This is a genomic window from Curvibacter sp. AEP1-3 (genome assembly GCF_002163715.1).
In the GTDB taxonomy this organism is placed as follows: Bacteria; Pseudomonadota; Gammaproteobacteria; order Burkholderiales; family Burkholderiaceae_C; genus Allorhodoferax.
In genome coordinates, this window is the sequence record NZ_CP015698.1 from 2,674,512 (window position 1) to 2,695,491 (window position 20,980).

Genomic DNA, 20,980 nt, shown 5'->3' on the forward strand with positions numbered 1-20,980 from the left:
GACGGCGGATTGTCGGTGCGCGCATCGCCAAAACGACGCCCTGCTGACAGCCTGCAACGCGGCTTACAAATGCTTACCCGGCGTCCGGCAAGGGCGATACAGAAAGCCGGGACTCACGACCCGGCCATGAGCGCAGTGGCAGTAAAACTGGCTCTTATAGAACCGCGACCTCGGCGATGGCGTTGGCCATGTATTCGATCTTCTGCTGCATGTCCGCATCCGTGTCGGCATGGCGTACCGCAATGCCGCGGAAGGTGTCTTGCACGGCAACAAAAGCGTCTACCAGCGCAGGATCGAAATGCGCACCACGGGATTCCGTGATGATTTCCACCGCGCGGTCCACAGACACCCCGTCTTTGTAAACCTTGTTGCTGATCAGTGCATCAAACACGTCGGCCAGCGCCACGATGCGGGCAGACAGCGGAATCTGCTCCCCCCACAAGCCCTTGGGATAGCCGGTGCCATCCCATTTTTCCTGGTGGCACAGGGTGAGTTCTTTGGCGAGCGTGAGTAGAGGCGACACACGGCCCAGGGTCTTTTCCGCGCGCACCAGTGCGTCGTGACCCAGCGTGGTGTGGGTGCGCATGATGGCAATCTCATCCGGGGTCAGGCGGCCGGGTTTGAGCAGGATGCGGTCCGGAATGCCGATGGTGCCCATGTCGTACATGGGTACGCTGCCTACCAATGTCTCGACGTAGGCTGGAGTCAACGCGGCGGCATAGGCGGGGTTCTTTTGCAACTCGCCACACAATGCGCGCACATAGTTCTGAACCCGCAGGAGGTGGCTCTCGGTGTCCGAGTCGCGCAGCTCGGCCAGCGTGGCCAAAGCAAACACCACGACCTGAGCCGCGTGCAAGGCTTCGTCGGCGTCAGTGTGAGGGGCAGAGCTAGTATTGGTCATGCAGATTCTCCTGGGGGCACCGGCAGAGGCGCCTGGTACAGCCACACCATTTTGCCACCGGGTGCGCGCCAGCTGGCGCGCGGTGTGGAAGTTGTTGCTTCAAAGTCCAAACTCACCAGCCAAGCTCCCGGCCGCAGCTCGGCGCGGGCCTTGTCCACGGCGCGCGCCATACTTTCAGGGCGCTGGAACAGGTACACCATGTCATAGCTGCCCCAGCTCGCTTTCCAGATATCTGCCCGGGTGACGCGGGCCCATGGGCAGCGCAACCCGCAGAGCAGACGCAGAGGCCAACTCCACTCCATGCCGTGCAGCTCGGCCTGCGGGTATGCCAAACGCAAGGCCTGCAGGCCATGGCCCAGGCCGCAACCGGCATCGAGCACATGGGCGCCTTGGGGCAAAGGTGCGTGCGCCGGCAAATCAACCAGCGCATGGAGCGGGGTGGGAAATAGCGGGGCATCGCGCCAGGCATTCACCGGATAGACCAAGAGCAAGAGGCCCAAGGGCAGCAGCCAGGCCCAAGCCGGCAATGAGTCCGCCCCCAATGCTGACAGGCTGGCTGCCAGCGACAAGGGAAAGCCCGCCGCAATCAGCAAACGCCGCCACCAGGTGGCACCCCACAAGCTGCAGGCTACGCCCAATGCACTGCTCAGACCCAGCGCCCACTGCAAGGCCATGCCCTGCCCCAGCAGCTCGCGGAACACCGCCCAACACAGGGCCCACGCCAGCACCGCAGGCAGCGGCCATTGCCAATGGGCAGGGTTGATGCGGCGCATGATTTATGTAGAAAAAGTGCCGCTAGCGCTCATGGAATATGCGCGAGCAGCTCCTGTTTTCATAGCAAATGATTCGGGGACGTCGTAGTTAACGGTTGCCGCCCGGCGCCAATCGGTCGATCAGACCGTTCAGCTCATCGAGCGAGCCGAACTGGATCACGACTTCTCCCATTTCCTCGAAACGGCCGTGGCGCTTGACGCGCTTTTTGATGTGCACATCCACCTGCGCCATGAGCAAATCCGAGAGTTCTTCTTCCACGCGCTTGATGTCACGCGACTTTTCCTTGGCCGGCTTTTGGGGCTTGAGGGAGAACTCGGCACTGAGCTTTTTGACCAAACTCTCGGCTTCGCGCACCGACATTTTTTTGGTGGCGATCTGGTTGGCTGCGGTGATCTGTGTGCCGCGGTCCAGCGCCAACAAGGCACGGGCGTGGCCCATGTCGATGTCGCCGGCCATCAGCATGGTCTGCACCGGATCGGCGAGATTCAAGAGGCGCAGCAGGTTGCTCGCCGCGCTGCGGGAGCGGCCCACGGCCTGGGCTGCGGTTTCGTGGGTGAGGCCGAATTCCCGGATCAAGCGCTGCAGACCCTGTGCTTCTTCCAGCGGGTTCAGGTCTTCACGCTGGATGTTCTCGATCAGCGCCATGGCGGCGGCGGCCTCGTTGGGCACGTCGCGCACCAGCACTGGCACCTCCGTCAGGCCGGCCAACTTGGCAGCGCGGAAGCGGCGTTCACCGGCGATGATTTCATAGATGGCGCGCTTGCGACCGTCGCCAATATGCTTGGCGGCATCGGCCTCGTCGAGCTTGCGTACCAGGATCGGTTGCATGATGCCCTGTGCCTTGATGCTCTCTGCCAGCTCGTACAGGGCACCCTCGTCCATGCGGGTGCGCGGCTGGTAGACGCCAGCCACCATGTCGGCCAACAGCAAGGTGCTGGGCGTGGTCTGAGTTGCAAGGCTGGTGTCGGCTGCAGGTGCATCTACGACTTTGGGTCCCAGCAGGGCCTCCAGGCCCATGCCCAAGCCTTTGGGTTTTTTCGTAACCATGTTTCTATTCCTCTGATGTATGTTGCCCCCACGCTCCGCCGCTTTGCGGGTCGCTGCCCCCCATGGGGGCTAACACGCCTTGGGGCGGCCCGGCGGCGCGTTGTCGATATTCAATGAAATCTTGTTGTTAGCTACCAGAGCCTGCAGCCGGGACAGCCCTTCGGGCCAGTCACCCAAGCCGGAATCGGCATTCAAGTGACCTGCATTGCCGCAGTCCACCAAGTCGGCTCCCCAGGCGGCGGCAAACTGTTGTGCCCGCTCAAAGCTGCAGTAAGGGTCATTGCGGCTGCCGAGCAGCTCGGCAGTGAAGGGCAACTTGTCCATCACGACCGGCCACCAACTCTTGAGCGGAGCCTGCAGTTCTTCCCGCTCCGGGTCACCGGGGCCCACCAAAAAGGCGGCCTTCACGCGGTGGGTGTTCTGCGAATGTTGGGCCCAGGCGGCGGTGAGTATGCAGCCCAGGCTGTGCGCCACCAGCACCACAGGCGTGGGTGCGGCCAGCACGGCTTCTTCGAGCTGCATCATCCAGTCGCCGCGCAGAGGCTGCATCCAGTCGTGCTGCTGCACTCGGGTAAAGCCATGCAAGGCTTCCCAGCGGCTTTGCCAATGGGCCGGGCCGGAGTTCTGCCAGCCGGGCAACAAAAGAGTGGTGTAGCTTGCGGTACCCATGGGATTACATGGTGTGGATGCGGTCAACCATCTCTTGCGCAAAGGTCACGAAGGACTGTGCCCCCTTGGAGTTGGGGTCGAACACCACACCGGGGACTCCATAACTAGGCGCCTCTGCCAGACGCACGTTGCGGGGAATGACGGTGTCGAATACCTTGTCGCCGAAGTGGGCCTTGAGTTGATCGCTCACCTGGTTCTGCAAAGTAATGCGGGGGTCAAACATCACGCGCAGCAGGCCGATGATTTGCAGGTCGTCGTTGAGGTTGGCCTTGACCTGCTTGATGGTGTTGACCAGATCGGTCAGACCTTCGAGGGCGAAGTATTCGCACTGCATGGGCACGATCACGCCATGAGCGCAGCACAGGCCGTTGAGGGTGAGCATGCTCAAGGAGGGCGGGCAGTCGATGAGTACGAAGTCGTATTCGTGGTCCACCACGGCCAGCGCCTGCTTGAGGCGGCGCTCACGCCGTTCCAGCTCCACCATTTCCACTTCGGCACCCGCCAGTTCGCGGTTGGCACCCAGGATGTCGTAGCTGCATCCACCTTCGATCAACTTCTCGCTTTGGGTGCGGGCTTCGGCCACCGTGGCGGACTCCAGCAACACGTCATACACCGTGAGTTCGAGTTTGCGCTTATCCACGCCCGAGCCCATGGTGGCATTGCCCTGCGGGTCGAGGTCGATCATCAACACCCGCTGCCCGACCTTGGCCAGACCTGCAGCCAGGTTGACGGTGGTGGTGGTTTTGCCGACGCCACCTTTTTGGTTGGCAACGCAGAAAATTTTGGCCATAGGACGCTCAGGGTGTGAAAACGAAAATCAGAAACAGCGGTGGAATTACTTGGCGGACTGCAGAGCCAACTTGATGCCAAAGCCCACCAGAAACAGGCCCGCCACTTTCTCCAACACCCGGCCGATGCGGGGGTTGGCGCGCATGCGCTCAGCCAAAAAGTGGGTCACCAGCGTGGCGCCCAGGCCGTAGAGGAAAGTCAAAAATGCAATCGTCGCGGCCATAACTCCGTAGGTCACCAGCCCTTGCTGACTAGCGCGGTCCACAAACAGGGGAAAGAACGCCATGTAAAACAGGATGGCCTTGGGGTTGAGCAAGGTGATGAGCAGTGCCTGGCGAAGGTATTGGCCGGGCTTGATGTTGAGCACCGGTGCGGCACCGGGTTTGGCGGTGAGCATTTTGTAACCCAACCAAGCCAGGTAAGCGGCGCCTGCCCACTGCACGGCATGGAAGGCTTCAGGGTAAGCAGCCAGCAACGCCGCCACACCTGCTACTGCGGACCACATTAGTACTTGGTCGCCCAGAATCACCCCGAGGGTGGCGGCCAGTCCGCCAGCTATCCCACCCTTGCTGGTAGACGTCACCAAAGCCAGATTGCCGGGACCAGGGATGGCGAGGAACACGATGATGGTGATGACAAAGTTGCCGTAATCGGTGATGCCGAGCATGGGAGTACTTTCGTGGAGGTGGGTGTCGAGTTTACGTTGGAAACTTTGTGGCGAGGGTTGGGATTGCAATTGCTAACCTGCTCAAGTCGCCCGAGTGTTGTTTCACGTGAAACAGCTTGAGTACCATTTACTCGCGAAGGACGTGCTGGGCCCGCTGCGCGCCAAGGGCACACCCCGCCGTTCGTGTCCCCAGCCTGCTGCGCAGGCTCCTCCTTGACCTCACTTTGGTGCGCACCCCTTCCACGCCGCTGCGAAGAATAGGTAGGCATTCAATTGTTTGGCAGCTCCTACCGAGGTGGCAGGTTGGGTGGGGTTGCGTGTTTTGCGCAGGTCAAGGAGGAGCCCGCACAGCGGGCGGGGGACACGGAGCAAAACGCGCAACCCCACCCAACCCTCACACCAGAGCAGAAAGCAATGGCTCTAAACCAGCACCCTCTTCCGCATCCACACAATACACCGCTCTGCATCCAACCCAGGCACCGCAAGCTGTTCCACGTGAAACACTTCAACGGATGCAGGCAGCGCAGACATTTCGTCCGCAGGATGCTTGCCCTTCATACCCATCCACACACCCTGCCCTGCCAAGGCTTTCTCGGACCAAGTAGCGAAGTCCACCAAAGAAGCAAAGGCACGCGAGCTCACCACGTCGTAGGGCTCGGCCAAGCTTTCCACCCGCGCATGGATGCCACGCAGGTTAGGCAGCTTCAAAGTCACGGCCACCTGCTGGATGAATGCAGCCTTCTTGGCTACCGTATCGACACAGTGCACCGTGATGTGCGGGCAGCAAATAGCAATGACGATACCGGGCAGGCCAGCACCCGAACCCACATCCAGCAAGCGCGGCTTGTCACCAACAACGCCCTGCTCTTTCAAAGCGGCAAGCTGCTTTTGCAAAGGGGCGATCACCGCCAGACTGTCCAACAAGTGGTGCGTGAGCATCTCATCCGGATTGCGCACCGCCGTCAGGTTGTAGACCTTGGTCCATTTCTGGATCAGGGCAAGGTACTCCAACAATGCGGCTTGCTGGGCCGCGTCCAGATTCAAACCCAATGCTGTGGCCGCTTTGCCCAGTTGCTCCAAGTGACTGGCGCTCATACAGCCTCGGCCTTTTCAGCGAAGCCCCGGAAGTTGCCCTTCTTCAGGTGGATCATCAACAGCGAAATCGTGGCGGGCGTGATGCCGGACAAGCGCGATGCCTGCCCCAGAGTTTCCGGCTTGTACTTGCTTAGCCGCTGCCGGGCTTCGATGCTCAGGGCTGTGACTTGCATGTAGTCGAGGTCATCCGGCAAGCGCAGGTTTTCGTAATGGGCGGCGCGCTCCACTTCGTCCTTCTGGCGGTTGATGTAGCCGGAATACTTGGCAGCGATTTCCACCTGCTCCACCACCGCAGCCACAAAGGCCACCTCTGCTGCATCCACGGTTGGCAGGCCAGCTGTTTCACGTGAAACAACATCCAGCAAATCACGGTTGGCGTACTTGCCATGATCCAGCGACATCAACCCGCCGTAGCTCACATTGGGGCGCCGCAACAGATCCGCGAGGTTGTACTCATGCTCGATGGACTTGCCCAGCACCCGCTCGGATTCGTCAGCGGCCAGGTTGCGTGGATTCACCCAGATGCTGCGCAGGCGTTCTGTTTCACGTGAAACAGCATCGCGCTTTCGGCAGAAGGCATCCCATCGCGCATTGTCCACCAAGCCCAGTTCGCGCCCCACTTCTGTCAAGCGGGCATCGGCATTGTCTTCCCGCAGCTGCAAGCGGAACTCCGCCCGGCTGGTGAACATGCGGTAAGGCTCCGTCACGCCCTTGGTAATCAGGTCATCCACCAGCACGCCCAGGTAAGCTTGGTCACGACCGGGCAACCAGGTGTCGCCGCTGTAGCTGGCGCTGCCCGCCGCACTCAATGTCACATCGCCACCACCCATGGCACGCACTTGCAATGCGGCATTGATACCGGCAAACATGCCTTGCGCTGCCGCCTCTTCATAGCCGGTGGTGCCATTGATCTGGCCGGCAAAGAACAGTCCGCCAATCTGGCGTGTCTCAAAACTTCCCTTCAAGCTTCGCGGGTCAAAGTAGTCATATTCGATAGCGTAACCGGGGCGAAGGATGTGCGCGTTCTCCAAGCCGGCCATGCTGCGCACCAACTCGTACTGAATGTCAAAGGGCAGGCTGGTGCTGATGCCATTGGGGTAGTACTCGTGGGTGGTCAGGCCTTCAGGCTCCAAAAAAATCTGGTGACTATCTTTGTCGGCAAAGCGGTTGATCTTGTCTTCCACACTCGGGCAGTAGCGCGGGCCCACACCCTCGATCTTTCCGGTGAACATGGGGCTGCGATCGAACCCGCTGCGGATGATGTCGTGCGTACGCTCGTTGGTATGGGTGATCCAGCACGGCACTTGCTGCGGATGCATGGCCACATTGCCCATGAAGCTCACCACCGGCATCACATCGCTCATGCCACCGGGCACGCCATCGCCAGGCTGCTCAATGCACTTGCTGAAGTCGATGCTGCGGCCATCAATGCGCGGCGGGGTGCCGGTCTTGAGGCGGCCCTGGGGCAGCTTCAGTTCTTTGAGTCGGGCAGACAGCGACACAGCGGGCGGGTCGCCTGCCCGGCCGGCGGCATAGTTGTTCAGGCCCACGTGGATCTTGCCGTCCAGGAAGGTGCCGGCCGTCAGCACCACCGTCTTGCCCCTGAAGCGGATGCCCACCTGGGTGACCGCACCCACCACACGGTCGCCCTCGACCATCAGGTCATCGACGGCTTGTTGGAACAACGAGAGGTTGGGTTGGTTCTCCAGCATTCGCCGGATGGCGGCTTTGTAGAGGACGCGGTCCGCCTGCGCACGGGTGGCCCGCACGGCCGGGCCTTTGCTGGAATTGAGAATCCGGAACTGAATGCCCGCCTCGTCGGTCGCCAGCGCCATCGCGCCACCCATGGCGTCCACCTCTTTGACCAGGTGGCCCTTGCCGATACCGCCGATGGAGGGGTTGCAGCTCATCTGCCCCAGGGTCTCGATGTTGTGGGAGAGCAGCAGCGTCTTGCAGCCCATGCGGGCCGCCGCGAGTGCAGCTTCGGTTCCGGCATGGCCGCCGCCGACAACGATGACGTCGAATTCTTGTGGGTACAACATGGCAAGGGGGCGCGGGGGCGGACTACAGTGCGTGTCCGGCCGGCGCAATCAGAGAAGGGAGGGCGCGATTTTACCGGCCTGCTCCGGTTTCAGCCAGTCTCCACCTTGAAGCCCTTGGTCACGCGGTAATGCCCGACCCGCCGGACGCATTCAATCCAAGGCCGCCTCGTGGCGCAACAGCGCTGTATCCAGAAAATCAATGTGTCCGTACCCGAGTGCCAAGGCGCCTTCGCGTACAAAATATTTGAGTTCTTTGGCCAGCGTCTGGCGGGTCACGCCCAGCATCATGGCCAGCTCTTCATGAGAGACTTGTACGCCCTGCCGGGTCTGCGCCGCCATGGTCATGTCGCCTTTGGCCAAGGTGATCAGCCGCCGTGCCACGCGCATGCGGGTAGAGCGCAACATGGTGTCCTCGATCAGCCCGTACAAGCCCCGCACCCGGGCACAGAGCAAGGTCGTCATGCCATGGGCAAAACCCAGGCGGCGCATCAGGCGCTTGAAGTCCGCGGCAGTGATCACGAGGACCTCACCTTCCTGCATCGCAGTCACATCATGGGGTCGGGTCTGTCCATCCAGCAACGTCGTCTCGCCAAACCAGTTGCCCGGCTCCAGCACGGAGAGAATGCCCTCCCGCCCATCCTCGCCAGTAGCAGACACGCGCAACAGCCCGGACAGCACGCCATAAAAGCCGCCCGACACATCGCCCTTCCGGTAGACCGACTCCCCCACCGCCAGCGGCTGGACGACCGCCACCGCCAACATGGCCTTGCGCTCTGCCAGAGGCAGGGTAGCAAACCAGGGGTTCACAGACATTTTTTTCAGCAGTTCGGTTTTGGAGTGCGCCATCCATTCCCCCACGGTGAATACCCTAGATTGTCAAATTTTTAACAGTGTAACGCCGTCTGCCCCCGCTAACCTCGAACGCAAACCCCTCATGGAGTCATCAATGACCACACCGTCAGTGCAATCCCAGGTCAGCGAGCAGGAATGGCAACTCCGCCAGGACCTCGCCGCCTGCTACCGGCTGGTCGCCCTGTATGGCTGGAGCGATCTGGTCTTCACCCATATCAGCGCCCGCATTCCCGGGCCGGAGCACCACTTCCTCATCAACCCCTATGGGTTGATGTTCGACGAGATCACTGCCAGCAGTCTCGTCAAAGTCGATCAACACTGCAATAAGCTGATCGACTCACCCTACCCCGTTAACCCGGCAGGTTTCGTGATCCACAGCGCCGTGCACGAGGCCCGCGAAGACGCCGGCTGCGTGCTGCACACCCACACCCGTGCCGGCGTCGCGGTGAGCGCCCAGAAGGACGGCGTGCTGCCCTTGAGCCAACAGTCCACCTTCGTGCTGGCGTCCCTCGCGTACCACGATTACGAAGGCGTGGCCTTCCGTCCCGAAGAAAAGCCACGCCTGCAAGCCGACCTGGGCCACGCCAACTTTCTGGTGCTGCGCAATCACGGCTTGCTAGTGGTGGGCAAAACCATTGCCGACGCTTTCTTGAGCATGTACACCTTCGAGGCCACCTGCCAGATCCAGATCGGCGCGCAATCCGGTGGCAGCGCACTCACCCATGTGAACCCGCAGATCGTCAGCGGCGTAGCCGAAGCCATGCGCGTGCAAACCGGTGGCATGGGCGGCGCCTTTGTCTGGCCGGCTCTGATCCGCAAACTCCAACGCATAGACCCCAGTTACCAGGACTGAACCTTTTCATGACCCCCACAGAATTTGACTACATCGTGGTCGGCGGCGGCTCCGCCGGCTGCGTGCTTGCCGGCCGCCTGAGCGAAGACCCGACCATCACCGTGTGCCTGCTCGAAGCCGGCGGCCCGGACACCAGCGCCTTTATCCACGCGCCCCTGGGCTTCGCGGCCACCGCGCCATTGGGCATCTTCAACTGGAACTACGAGAGCGTGCCCCAGCCCGGCCTGGGCGGGCGCCGGGGCTTCGCGCCGCGCGGCAAAGTCATGGGTGGCAGCAGCTCGCTCAATGCCATGGTCTACACCCGCGGCAACCCCCATGACTACGACCGCTGGGCCGCTTTAGGCAACCCCGGCTGGAGCTACCAGGAAGTATTGCCGCTCTTCAAGCAGTCCGAGAACAACCAGTGCTTCGGCAACAACGAATACCGCAGCACCGGCGGCCCGCTCAACGTGAGCTACCTGCGCAGCCCCAGCCCGCTGAACCAGGCGTTTCTGGATGCTTGCGAAAGTCAAGGTCTGCCACGCACCCCCGACTACAACGGTGCACAGCAATGGGGCTGCGCGCCCGCGCAAGTTACCCAGAAGGACGGCGAGCGCTGGAGTGCGGCCAAGGCCTATGTCACGCCCCACCGCAACCGGCCCAACCTCACCGTGATCACGCACGCCCACACCAGCAAAGTACTGCTCGACGGCGTCAATGGCGACCAACGCGCCACCGGGGTGAGCTACCTGCACCGGGGCCAGACCCACGAGCTGCGTGCCCGGCGCGAGGTGCTGCTCTGCGGCGGCGCCTTCGGCTCGCCCCAGCTGCTCATGCTCTCGGGTGTGGGCCCTGCCGAGCACCTGCGCGAACACGGTATTCCGGTGCGCCACGTGCTGCCCGGCGTAGGCCAGAACCTGCAGGACCACGTCACCACGGTCCTGATTTACCGCACCCAACACCAGCAGGAGACCCTGGGCTTTTCGTTCAAGGGCGCGCTCAACATGGTGAAGTCGGTGTTCGAGTGGAAAGCCAAGCGCACCGGCTGGATCACCACCAACGTGGCCGAATCCCAGGCCTTCATGAAAACCCGACCCGACGTGGAGGCGCCTGACATCCAGCTCGCGTTTTGCACCGGCATCGTGGACGACCACACCCGCAAAGCCCACCTCGGCCACGGCTACACCCTGCACGTCACCCTGATGCGGCCCAAGAGCCGCGGCAGCGTCACCCTGCAGAGCGCCAAGCCAACCGATGCCCCTCGCATCGACCCGGCGTACCTGCAAGACCCTGATGACCTGGAAACCCTGGTGCGCGGCACGCAGATGGGCTTTGACATCATGCAGGCGCAGGCCTTGCAGCCCTACCGCGGCAAGATGCTTTACCCGATTGAACGGGACAACCGGGCGCAGATCGAACAGTTCCTGCGCGACCACTCCGACACCGAGTACCACCCCATAGGCACCTGCAAAATGGGCCCGGCCGACGACCCCATGGCCGTGGTGGACGCAGAGCTGCGGGTGCACGGCATCCAAGGCCTGCGCGTGGTAGACGCGTCCATCATGCCGGACCTGGTGACTGGCAACACCAACGCGCCCACCATCATGATTGCGGAAAAGGCCGTGCGGCACATCCGGGCCGCCAAAGCCGCTAGCATGCAAGCCTGACCTAACCCGAGGACGTTTATGAAGCTGTATTACTCCCAAGGCGCCTGCTCGCTCTCCCCGCACATCGTGATGCATGAGGCCGGCTTGGCGTTTGAGGCCATTCCTGCGCCCACCAAAACCCACCAGCTGCCCGACGGCACCGACTTCTACACCATCAACCCGCTGGGTTACGTGCCCTACCTCACGCTCGACGACGGCCGCAGCCTGCACGAGGGCCCCGCCATCGTGCAGTACCTGGCAGACCTGGTGCCCGAGAAAAAGCTGGCCCCGGCCAACGGCACTTTCGAGCGCTACAAGTTGCAGGAATGGCTCACCTTCATCGGCACCGAGCTGCACAAGAGCTTCAGCCCCTTGTTCAACCCTGCCGCACCAGATGAAACCAAAGACCAGGCCAAACAAACCCTGGCCAAGCGCCTTGCGTGGGTAGACAGCGAACTCGCCGGCAAGGACTACCTGCTGGGCGAACAGTTCACCGTGGCCGACGCCTACCTGTTCACCGTGACCAACTGGGCCCGCATCGTGAAGGTAGACCTCAGCACCTTTGCGAACCTGTTGGCCTACCGCACCCGCGTAAGCGAACGCCCCGGTGTTCAAGCCGCCATGCGGGCTGAAGGCCTGCTGAAGTAAGGTGCGGCGCACTACCAAAAAGAAGGGCCCTCACGGGCCCTTTTCTCTTGAATTGCTATTACTTTGATAGCTTCGTGTGCATATTCCTCGGGCGCTAGAGGCAACTTGGATAGGGAGCGGCTTCGCCCGGCACCCTTGCACACAGCTTCACCGGCATCAGCCGCTGCAGGCGCTCAGACCACTTGGCAGCATCCAGTGCGACAGGGCCATTGACCGGCTCTGCGCGCTCAGCCCACTGCAGGGTGTAGTAGTCGCGCTCACCTTTCACTACCAGCAACAAGGCCACTTCGCTGCGGGCTCCACCCGGCGCGATGCCACACCCGATCACGGCAGCAAACGCATCGTAATTGCCCACACGCAAATCACCCAAGCCCAAAGCAGCGTAGCTCTGGGGGCAAGCGTTTTTGAATCCGGTGGCCACGCTACCGGCAAAGCGGGAGGGTGTCATCTGGGCATTGACTGCCAGGTCGCGGGCGCCGCTGAGGGTGAGCATCTGGGTCCAACGCTCCACCGTCTCACCCCGCAACACTGATTCCTGGATGTAGCCACCGGGCTTGCTGTCTTCAAACGCGGGCACAAACCCCGACGGGTAGCTAAAGCTCACCAGCTGGCTGAACACCGGCGTCACTGCGCGGGCCGCCGGTGCAGGGGCGGGCGCCTGAGCAAGCACGGTGAATGCACCACTGCACAAGAGCGCGACCAAAGTGAATGGCTTAATCATCGGTTTTCCTTCTCGGTCGAAGACAAAGTGGCCGTGCTACCGGTTGATGGCACGCTCCATCATCTTGTCACGGATGTTGTCATTGCCGTTGAGGTCCAGTGCATCGTGCAAGGTGCTGCGCCCGCTGGGTGCCTGCGCACCTTGGGCTGGTGCAGCGGGCTTGGGTGCAATGGACGGCACCACGGTGACATTGCCACCGCTGACGGAGGCTACCTTGGCGCCCGCTTCACAGGGCTGGTCGGTATAAACCACCTGTTTGCCCTTGATGCATTTCTTCATCTGGCCGGGCAGGTTGTCGGGGCCCTTGGCCGAAGCACTGGCCGGGGCCACTGGTTGCGCGGCTTCGCGCACCGAACCGTTGTCAAACACTACCGGCTTGGGCGGCGCCTCCGGGCGCCACAAGGATTGAACCCAGGCATCGTCACGATGGCGCCAAGCAGAGATGCCCACCACACCCACCAGCAAAACAATGCCCGCGCGTTGGAACCACTTCACCACGACCATGCTTCCTTATTCATTGGGTTATTCACTATAAAACTTATAGCAGCCTGCGCATGATTCACGGGCGCCGGAGTGCCTTTTGACGTAGGCCGAGGGCGGACCCTACCCACAAGGCACATGCCGAAAACACCAGGCCACGTGCCAAGCCGCCGGGGCCATCGGCAATCCAGCCCACCACCGTGGGCCCGACGATCTGGCCGGCGGCAAACATGGTGGTGAAGGCGCTGATACCTGCTGCCCAGGCAGCGGGCGGCAGGTTGTGCCGCACAAGTGCCGTGGTCGATGCCACTACCGACAAAAACACCGCGCCGAAAAGCAAGCCAGACACCAGCACCACCGGCCACCACTGGGTGAGCGCCGGGAGAATGGTCGCCACGCCTAACAAGGCATTCAGCGTGGCGAGCGGCCGACCGTCGTGGTGCTTGTCGAGCAAGCGCGCCCAGATGCGGCTGGACGCCATCACCGCCACACCCAGCAAGGCATAAAAGACCGTGACAGCGGCGGCGGATGTGCCCTGCGAGCGCAAAAGCGCCACCACAAAGGTCATGTAGCCGATATAGCCCACCCCGAAGAGCGTGTAGCCCGCCAAGCCGTAGCGGAAGTCTGCCCAGTGAAACTGCTGCGGCCCGCCTGTAGCCGCCTGCGCCTGCGGCAGGGCCCAGGCTGACATCACCCGTGCCGGCCACAGCATCACCGCGGTTCCCGCTGCACAAATCAGCGCCAGCGCCCACCAGGACCACTGCCAGCCATGAGCCTGACCCACAAAACGCTCCAACAACCATGGCACCAACAAGGCACTGGCTACTATCCCCAAGCCGGTGCCACCGTAATAGATACCCAACAGCAGGCCGCCATGGCGCGGGTAACGCGCGCCCAACCGTGCGGCAAGCAATCCACCGGCCACGAACACCAGGGCACTGGCAATGCCGGCCAGCAGGCGCTGCACCAGCAAGGCATTCGCATCGGTAAAGAATCCGCTCAGGGCCATGAACACGGTGGCCATCAAAGCCCCGCCCCACAACAACTCGCCCGGACCCCGGCTACGCAGCAAGCGTGGCGTGAGCAGCGCACCAATGAAGTAACCCAGAGCATTCGCGGTGTTCATGGCACCAGCCAGGGTGTAGGTCCAGCCCAGGTCGGTGCGCATCGCGGGCAGCAGCAGCCCATAGGCAAAACGGGTAATACCTAGCGACACCGCTGCCCCCACCGACAGCGCGAGGGCCAGGCACCAGCCGCGCACGTCCACGAAAGGCAGCGCAGGCTGCGAAGGGGTTGCCACCGGCGGCGTCAGGCGGCGCTGCCCTTGAGTCGGAACTGGCGTACCACCTGGGCCAGCGCGTCTGCCTGCTCACGCAGACCTTGGGCAGCCGCAGCGCTTTGCTCCACCAAGGCCGCGTTCTGCTGCGTGGCTTGATCGATCATGCCCACCGACTGGTTCACCTGTGCAATGCCGCTGGACTGCTCGGTGGCCGAGGATGAAATCTCGCCAATGATCTGGCCCACGCGCTGCACGCCATCCACCATTTCTTTCATGGCGGCGCCGGCCTCTTCCACCAGCTTCACGCCTCCGTCCACGGCGTGCACGCTGGTGCTCACCAGCGCCTTGATTTCTTGCGCCGCCGCAGCCGAGCGTTTGGCCAGCATGCGCACTTCAGACGCCACCACCGCAAAGCCCCGCCCCTGCTCGCCGGCGCGCGCCGCTTCCACCGCCGCGTTCAGCGCCAGGATGTTGGTCTGGAAAGCAATGGAATCGATCAGGCCGATGATGTCGTTGATCTTGCTGCTGCTGGCGGCGATCTCATGCATGCTGCTTACCGCCTGCGTGACCACCTGGCCACCACGGGCCGCGAGCGTAAAGGCGGAGTCAGACAACTGACGGGCGGTTTGGGCAGCGTGGGCCGTTTGCTGCACGTTCTCAGTCAGCTCGGCCAGGGAGCCAACGGTGTCCTGCACGCTGCTGGCGGATTTTTCCGTGCGCTCCGACAGGTCTTGGTTACCCGAGGCGATTTCCTGGCTGGCCGTGGCCACGCTTTCGCTGGCATAGCGCACCTGCGAGACCAAGGCGCCCAAGCCCTCTTGCATGGCCTTCTGGGCGTGCTGCAAATCGGCCACTTCATCTTTGCCGTGCACCTCAATCGCTTGCGACAAGTCGCCACCGGCAATCGCCTGCGCCAACAAGCGTGCGCGCTCCAAGGGCTGGCAGATGGAGTTCATGTTGAGAATAGTGAGCGGCACCACTACCAGAGAGGCCACACCCAGTGCGGCGATGAACAGCCACTTGATCACACCACTGACCTTGTGCTGGTCGTTGACCGCGTCATTGGCCTCGTCCTGCAACACGCCTTCCAGCGACTTCATGTGCTTCATGACCTTGTCGATCTGGCCCAAGGCCTTCTGGCTCATGCGGTTGGCAATGGTGGCGGACTCGTAACCGCTGGATTTGAGTTGGTTGGCCACCGGTTCAAACAATTTGACGTATTCCTTGAGGTCCGCCTGCATCTCGCGGACCACCGGGTTGTCGGTGTCTTCCACCCCTTCGAGGAAGTGGCCTGCAATCGCGTCCACTTCGGCCAGGTGGGACTTCCAGCGGGTGTAGGCCTTTTCGACCTCCGCGGGACGCTCGTATTCGATGATCATGTCCTTTTCGGCCTCGCGCACCGTGCTCATGGCAGCCTGCAAGCGGCCCAGGTGCTGCATCTCGGCGAAGGAGTTGTCCAGAAAAGCATCACTCTGGTCCTGGATCTTGCCCATGCCCCACAGGCCACCACCGCCCAGCATGAACAGCAGGGCCAGCACCATCGCAATGGCCCCCAACATACGCAGCCGGATGGTGAATTGGCGCATCATGGTCATCATGTTCATTGTTGTGTTCCTCGGGTGAGCCGGTCCAAGCGTTGGGCCATTCTTTCAGAGTCTAGGGGTGGTTACAAGCGGCAATACGAGGCAAAGCCGTCAGGACGCCCGCCATTTCCAACGACTCGGGCAACCAGAGAATCCCACAGACCGCTCCAGCACACCTTGACTTACGTCATGCCCCGGTACGCGGCGCCAGCACAATCACCGCCATGCCCGCCAAGGCCAAAGCCGCACCAGCGCAATCCCATGCCGAAGGGCGAATGCCGTCCACCACCCACAACCACACCAGCGCGGTGGCGATGTACACGCCGCCATAGGCCGCATACACCCGGCCGCTGGCTGCAGGGTGCAAGGTGAGCAGCCACACGAACAGGGCCAGTGACGCTGCCGCCGGCAACAGCACCCACACCGGTGCGCGCTGCTGCAACCAGAGCCAAGGCAAGTAGCACCCCACGATCTCAGCGACCGCGGTGAGCACATAAAGGCCGGTGGTGAGCAGCAGATGGTTCATGGGCGCCTTGGGGTTTGCTTCCATTTTAGGAGCTGCTCGCGCATATTCCATGGGCGCCAGAGGCCATTTTTATCCCCAAAATCGACTTACTTGCCACCCTGCTCCGGCGTCCAGCGCTTGAGCAGCAAGGCGTTGGTCATCACACTCATCGAGCTCAGTGCCATGGCCGCACCTGCCACCACCGGGCTCAGGTAGCCCAGCGCCGCCAAGGGAATGCCGGCCGCGTTGTAGGCAAAGGCCCAGAACAAGTTTTGCCGGATCTTGGACACCGTGCGGCGGCTGATGTCCAGCGCAGCCGCCACCAAGAGCGGGTCGCCCCGCATGAGCGTGATGCCGGCCGCATGCATGGCTACGTCAGTGCCGCCGCCGTTGGGGTTGGCCATGGCCATGCCCACATCCGATGCCGCCAGCGCAGGCGCATCATTCACGCCGTCACCGACCATGGCAACGACTTTGCCACCGGCTTTGAGCGTGGCCACCTTCGCAGCCTTGTCGCCGGGCAACACTTCGGCCAACACATCTTTGGCATCCAAGCCGAGGCGCTTGGCCATGGCTTCCGCAGCGCCTCGGTTGTCGCCAGAAATCATCACGGTCTGGATACCGCGGGCCTTCAGGGTCGCCAACGCTTCCTTGGCGCCGGGCTTGGGCTCGTCGGCAAACGCGAGCAGGGCCAGCAGCTTTACGCCGCCGGATTGTTGCTCTGCCATCGCCGACACCGTGGCGCCGCCCATTTGCAAATCGGCCGCCTGCGCCGCGACCGGCGCCATGTCCACGCCCAGCTCCGCCATCCAGCGCAAGCTGCCTAGCAACAAGGTCTGACCTCCCACTTTGCCTTGGGTGCCGCGGCCGGCCACGGCTTGCACGTCAGTGGGCGCTGACACCGTGAGTGCTTTGTCTTTGGCCGCCTGCAGCACAGCGCGGGCCAGCGGGTGCTCGCTGCCTCTTTGCAAAGCAGCAGCCAACGCCAGTGCCTCGTCATTGGTCAGGCCCACGGGCACCAATGCGGTCAGGCGGGGTTGGCCCACGGTAAGCGTGCCGGTTTTGTCGAAGGCCACCACGTTCACGGTATGCGCTACCTCCAGCGCCTGCGCGTCCTTGATCAAAATGCCGAACTTGGCCGCCACCCCGGTGCCCGCCATGATGGCGGCCGGCGTGGCCAAACCCAGCGCGCAAGGGCAGGCAATCACCAGCACCGCCACCGCGTGAATCAGCGCCACCTCAAAGCTATGGCCGGTGAAGTACCAGCCCAGCAGCGTGACCAGCGCAATGACCAGCACCACCGGCACAAACACCGCGCTCACCTGGTCTACCAGCCGCTGGATGGGCGCCTTGGCAGCCTGTGCGTCTTCCACCAGGCGAATGATGCTGGAGAGCACCGTATCCACCCCTACCGCCCGCACCTGCAGCACCACGCGGCCTTCGCCGTTGATGCTGCCACCGGTGAGCTTGGCTCCCGCGTCTTTGGCTACCGGCAGCGGTTCGCCGGTCAGCATGGATTCGTCCACCTGCGTGCGGCCCTCGAGAAGGGTGCCATCCACCGGAAAGCGCTCACCGGGTTTGACCACAATTTTGTCGCCCACCAACACCTCAGCCACGGGCACATCCACTTCGCCGTCGCGGCCCATCAGGTGCGCCGTGTCCGGCCGCAGGCTGTGCAGGGCGCGAATGGCGGCCGTCGTCTGCCGCTTGGCGCGGGCCTCCAGCCATTTGCCCAGCAGCACCAGCGTCACCACAACGGCGCTGCCTTCAAAGTACAGGTGCGGCTCCATGGCGGGCATGCCATGCGCGCTGTGGTCAGGGGCGCCAAACCACTGGGGACTCAGCCACAACCACATGGACAAAGCCCAGCCCGCAGTGGTACCCAGCGCCACCAACAAATCCATATTGCCGGTGCGCGCCAGCAGCGCGTGCCAACCGGCCTTGTAGAAACGTGCCCCCAAAATGAACTGCACCGGCGTGGCCAGCAAAAATTGCCACAGCGCCGGCAGCATCCAGTCTTTGCCAAAAAGGTCCCCGACCATGGGCAGTACCAGCGGCGCACACAGCGCCAGGCCTATGCCCACCGGCCCGAATCCGGCCCATGGCGAGGCATCCACCGCGTCAATTGCCGCACTGGGCGCCAGCGGCTCATAGCCCGCGTCCCGCACTGCGCGGCGCAAGCGGGCCTCCATGCCAGCATCGTGCACGGCGATGCGGGCGGACTCGGTGGCCAGGTTCACCGTGGCGCTGTCCACGCCGGGCACCTTTTTCAGGGCTTTTTCCACACGCATCACACACGATGCGCAGGTCATGCCGCCAATGCCGATATCGATGGTCGTGGGGGAGGGGGTTTCAGTGCTCATGGTGCAAGCTTAGGCCTTGCCATGCAGGGAAGGTCAAGCGGCTACCCAACGCATGGGCACAAAAGCAATGCCTTTTGTCTCCACCCGGGGTCCGGTGGCCACAAACCCGAAACGCTCGTACACCTGCTGCGCATAAGGCGTGGAGTTGACCGTGAAGTAGCCGGGGTTCGCCTCGCCCACCGCTGCACGGGCATGGTCCCACAGCAAGCGGCTCAAGCCCCGGCGCTGGAATGACACGTCCACAAACAGGTGGTACAGGTGACTGCCATCGCGCACTGCCACCACGCCCGCCAGCGCGTCGTTGTCGACCGCCTTGAAGTAAGTGAAACGCGGATCCGCCAGGTAGCCGGCTACAGCGTCGGGCGAAATCGTCTTCAGAAAATCTTCCGCACCCGCGCCGTCCGGCTGCAAAGTAAAGAAGCGGGCCACGCTACCGATCAGGCGGCTGATGGCCGGAGCGTCTTCTACCGTGGCTTTGCTGATGTCCAAGTGAACCTCCCCAATTCAACCCATAGGAAAACAAGCTTACGTGCAATTTTGTTTGCCCAAAGAGCGGCAGGCCACTGACACAGGCGCTTGACCCTCCCACCATGGCAAGGTTCACAATGCATTTATCTACCCTTCAGGAGTCTCCATGAACCAAACCTTTACCGTCACCGGCATGACCTGCGGCCATTGCGAGAAGGCTGTCACCCGCGCCATCCAGGACGCGGACCCCCAAGCCCAAGTGAAGATCGACCGCAGCGCCAACTTGGTGGAAGTCGAATCCACCCAAACACGCGAAACCCTGGCCAAGGCGATCGCCGAAGAAGGCTATGCCGTCGCAGCCTAAGCCGTCCGAAGAGTCCAGCCAACCGGTCAACATTGGCGAGGCGGCCCGGCAAAGCGGTGTGTCCGCCAAGATGCTGCGGCACTATGAGTCGCTGGGTCTGCTGGGCAAGGTCACGCGCACGGACAGCGGCTACCGGCTGTACAGCGCAGCCGATGTGCACACCCTGCGCTTCATCAAGCGCTGCCGCGACCTGGGCTTTTCGATGGCCGAGATCGGCGAGCTGGTGGGCCTGTGGCAAAACAAGCGTCGCGCCAGTGCCAACGTCAAGAAAATCGCCCAAAAGCACATGGACGAACTGAGTGAGCGCATCGCCGCCATGCAGGCCATGCAGCGCACCCTCTCCACCCTGCTGCACTGCTGCCACGGCGACGACCGGCCGGACTGCCCCATCCTCGATGACTTGGCGGGCGACAAGCGCACTGCTACGTAATTGATAGCTGCTCGCGCACATTCGACGGGCGCTAGGGGCCATTTTTACGTCACAATGCCACCCATGGCCCTGAAACCGCGCATCCTCATTGTTGAAGACGAGTCCGGCATTGCCGACACGCTGCAGTACGTCCTGTCCACCGACGGCTTTGCGCCTGTGTGGGCCAGCACTGCCGAAGACGCCATTGCGCAATTCAGCGCCGAGCTGCCCGCACTGGCCGTACTGGATGTGGGCCTGCCCGACTTGAACGGATTTGAGCTTTTCCGCCGCCTGCAGGCCCTGCCCGGTGGCAAGCAGGTGCCCATGCTGTTCCTGACCGCGCGCAGCGACGAGATCGACCGCGTGGTGGGCCTCGAGTTGGGCGCCGACGACTACATCGCCAAGCCCTTTTCGCCCCGCGAGCTGGTGGCCCGCGTGCGCACCATCCTGCGCCGCAGTGCACGGCCCGTGGCCACTGCTGCACCTGCTGTGACAGCACCCGCCAACACTCCCGCCATCTGGGCCTTGGACGAAGAGCGCCGCCAAATCCGCTTCTACGGCAAGGTGCTGGAGCTGTCCCGCTATGAATACGGCGTGCTGCGCCTGCTGGTGCAAAAGCCCGGCCGCGTGTTCACGCGCGACGAACTGCTGCTGCAGGTCTGGGGTGGCGACAACGACAGCTTTGACCGTACGGTAGATGCCCACATCAAAACCCTGCGCGCCAAACTCAAACTCGTGGCCCCCGGCCACGACCCCATCCGCACCCTGCGCGGCAGCGGCTACGCGCTGAGCGAAGAACTGCCGGAAACACCGACATGAACGCCGACGGGCCGCCCCTAGGCGCGA

22 protein-coding genes are annotated in these 20,980 nt (G+C 62.7%); 6 read left to right on the forward strand and 16 right to left on the reverse strand.

Going from position 1 to position 20,980, the window contains the following annotated elements:
* Nucleotides 1–154 precede the first annotated feature (154 nt).
* From AEP_RS12490 to AEP_RS12530, 9 genes are all read right to left on the reverse strand, one after another.
* On the reverse strand, nt 155–901 hold the full coding sequence (locus AEP_RS12490) for an HD-GYP domain-containing protein (protein WP_087497322.1): 747 nt from the start codon (nt 899–901) through the stop codon (nt 155–157).
* The gene (locus AEP_RS12495) at nt 898–1,674 is read right to left on the reverse strand and encodes a class I SAM-dependent methyltransferase (protein WP_157673162.1); all 777 of its coding nucleotides are present in this window, start codon (nt 1,672–1,674) and stop codon (nt 898–900) included. Before AEP_RS12495 ends, AEP_RS12490 begins: the two co-directional genes overlap by 4 nt.
* Nucleotides 1,675–1,762: 88 nt before the next feature.
* Nucleotides 1,763–2,722 (reverse strand): ParB/RepB/Spo0J family partition protein, encoded by a 960-nt coding sequence (locus AEP_RS12500; protein ID WP_087495679.1) that lies wholly within the window; start codon nt 2,720–2,722, stop codon nt 1,763–1,765.
* 69 nt (nt 2,723–2,791) lie between these two features.
* Nucleotides 2,792–3,391, reverse strand: a complete 600-nt coding sequence (locus AEP_RS12505; RefSeq protein ID WP_087495680.1) for an RBBP9/YdeN family alpha/beta hydrolase — start codon at nt 3,389–3,391, stop codon at nt 2,792–2,794.
* Nucleotides 3,392–3,395: 4 nt separating this feature from the next.
* Nucleotides 3,396–4,181, reverse strand: a complete 786-nt coding sequence (locus AEP_RS12510; protein WP_087495681.1) for a ParA family protein — start codon at nt 4,179–4,181, stop codon at nt 3,396–3,398.
* 45 nt (nt 4,182–4,226) lie between these two features.
* Entirely contained in the window at nt 4,227–4,847 is a 621-nt protein-coding gene (locus AEP_RS12515; RefSeq protein ID WP_087495682.1) for a LysE family translocator, read from the reverse strand.
* 420 nt (nt 4,848–5,267) lie between these two features.
* Nucleotides 5,268–5,942 carry a 16S rRNA (guanine(527)-N(7))-methyltransferase RsmG gene (gene rsmG, locus AEP_RS12520; RefSeq protein ID WP_087495683.1) on the reverse strand — a complete coding sequence of 225 codons (675 nt, stop codon included), beginning with the start codon at nt 5,940–5,942 and terminating at the stop codon, nt 5,268–5,270.
* Nucleotides 5,939–7,984: a tRNA uridine-5-carboxymethylaminomethyl(34) synthesis enzyme MnmG gene (mnmG, locus tag AEP_RS12525; protein ID WP_087495684.1), complete on the reverse strand. Its 2,046-nt coding sequence runs from the start codon at nt 7,982–7,984 to the stop codon at nt 5,939–5,941. Before mnmG ends, rsmG begins: the two co-directional genes overlap by 4 nt.
* Nucleotides 7,985–8,134: 150 nt before the next feature.
* Nucleotides 8,135–8,830 (reverse strand): Crp/Fnr family transcriptional regulator, encoded by a 696-nt coding sequence (locus AEP_RS12530; RefSeq protein ID WP_232459822.1) that lies wholly within the window; start codon nt 8,828–8,830, stop codon nt 8,135–8,137.
* A 100-nt stretch (nt 8,831–8,930) separates the two neighbouring features.
* Between AEP_RS12530 and AEP_RS12535 the strand changes: the two genes are divergently transcribed.
* Genes AEP_RS12535 through gstA form a run of 3 tightly spaced genes read left to right on the forward strand, consistent with a single transcriptional unit; the run spans nt 8,931 to nt 11,962 of the window.
* Nucleotides 8,931–9,689, forward strand: coding sequence for a class II aldolase/adducin family protein (locus AEP_RS12535; protein WP_087495685.1), 759 nt, complete (start codon nt 8,931–8,933; stop codon nt 9,687–9,689).
* Nucleotides 9,690–9,697: 8 nt separating this feature from the next.
* Entirely contained in the window at nt 9,698–11,335 is a 1,638-nt protein-coding gene (locus AEP_RS12540; protein ID WP_087495686.1) for a GMC family oxidoreductase, read from the forward strand.
* 18 nt (nt 11,336–11,353) lie between these two features.
* Complete coding sequence (gene gstA, locus AEP_RS12545; protein ID WP_087495687.1) at nt 11,354–11,962, forward strand: glutathione transferase GstA; 609 nt, start codon at nt 11,354–11,356, stop codon at nt 11,960–11,962.
* A gap of 94 nt (nt 11,963–12,056) precedes the next feature.
* Here gstA and AEP_RS12550 read toward each other — a convergent pair whose 3' ends face one another.
* From AEP_RS12550 to AEP_RS12580, 7 genes are all read right to left on the reverse strand, one after another.
* On the reverse strand, nt 12,057–12,683 hold the full coding sequence (locus tag AEP_RS12550; protein ID WP_087495688.1) for a hypothetical protein: 627 nt from the start codon (nt 12,681–12,683) through the stop codon (nt 12,057–12,059).
* A 36-nt stretch (nt 12,684–12,719) separates the two neighbouring features.
* On the reverse strand, nt 12,720–13,187 hold the full coding sequence (locus tag AEP_RS12555) for a hypothetical protein (protein WP_087495689.1): 468 nt from the start codon (nt 13,185–13,187) through the stop codon (nt 12,720–12,722).
* A gap of 55 nt (nt 13,188–13,242) precedes the next feature.
* On the reverse strand, nt 13,243–14,463 hold the full coding sequence (locus AEP_RS12560; RefSeq protein WP_232459823.1) for a YbfB/YjiJ family MFS transporter: 1,221 nt from the start codon (nt 14,461–14,463) through the stop codon (nt 13,243–13,245).
* Nucleotides 14,464–14,471: 8 nt separating this feature from the next.
* The gene (locus tag AEP_RS12565; RefSeq protein WP_087495690.1) at nt 14,472–16,046 is read right to left on the reverse strand and encodes a methyl-accepting chemotaxis protein; all 1,575 of its coding nucleotides are present in this window, start codon (nt 16,044–16,046) and stop codon (nt 14,472–14,474) included.
* A 166-nt stretch (nt 16,047–16,212) separates the two neighbouring features.
* Entirely contained in the window at nt 16,213–16,551 is a 339-nt protein-coding gene (locus tag AEP_RS12570) for a YnfA family protein (RefSeq protein ID WP_198301962.1), read from the reverse strand.
* 86 nt (nt 16,552–16,637) lie between these two features.
* Nucleotides 16,638–18,893 (reverse strand): heavy metal translocating P-type ATPase, encoded by a 2,256-nt coding sequence (locus tag AEP_RS12575; RefSeq protein WP_087495691.1) that lies wholly within the window; start codon nt 18,891–18,893, stop codon nt 16,638–16,640.
* A 33-nt stretch (nt 18,894–18,926) separates the two neighbouring features.
* Nucleotides 18,927–19,382 carry a GNAT family N-acetyltransferase gene (locus AEP_RS12580; protein WP_232459824.1) on the reverse strand — a complete coding sequence of 152 codons (456 nt, stop codon included), beginning with the start codon at nt 19,380–19,382 and terminating at the stop codon, nt 18,927–18,929.
* Between the two features lie 145 nt (nt 19,383–19,527).
* On the opposite strand from AEP_RS12580, the gene AEP_RS12585 reads away from it, so the two are divergent.
* From AEP_RS12585 to creB, 3 genes are all read left to right on the forward strand, one after another.
* Entirely contained in the window at nt 19,528–19,725 is a 198-nt protein-coding gene (locus AEP_RS12585; RefSeq protein WP_087495692.1) for a heavy-metal-associated domain-containing protein, read from the forward strand.
* A complete protein-coding gene (cueR, locus tag AEP_RS12590; RefSeq protein WP_087495693.1) occupies nt 19,709–20,155 on the forward strand; it encodes a Cu(I)-responsive transcriptional regulator in 447 nt (148 codons plus the stop codon). Before AEP_RS12585 ends, cueR begins: the two co-directional genes overlap by 17 nt.
* Nucleotides 20,156–20,218: 63 nt before the next feature.
* A complete protein-coding gene (creB, locus tag AEP_RS12595; protein ID WP_087495694.1) occupies nt 20,219–20,953 on the forward strand; it encodes a two-component system response regulator CreB in 735 nt (244 codons plus the stop codon).
* Nucleotides 20,954–20,980 lie beyond the last annotated feature (27 nt).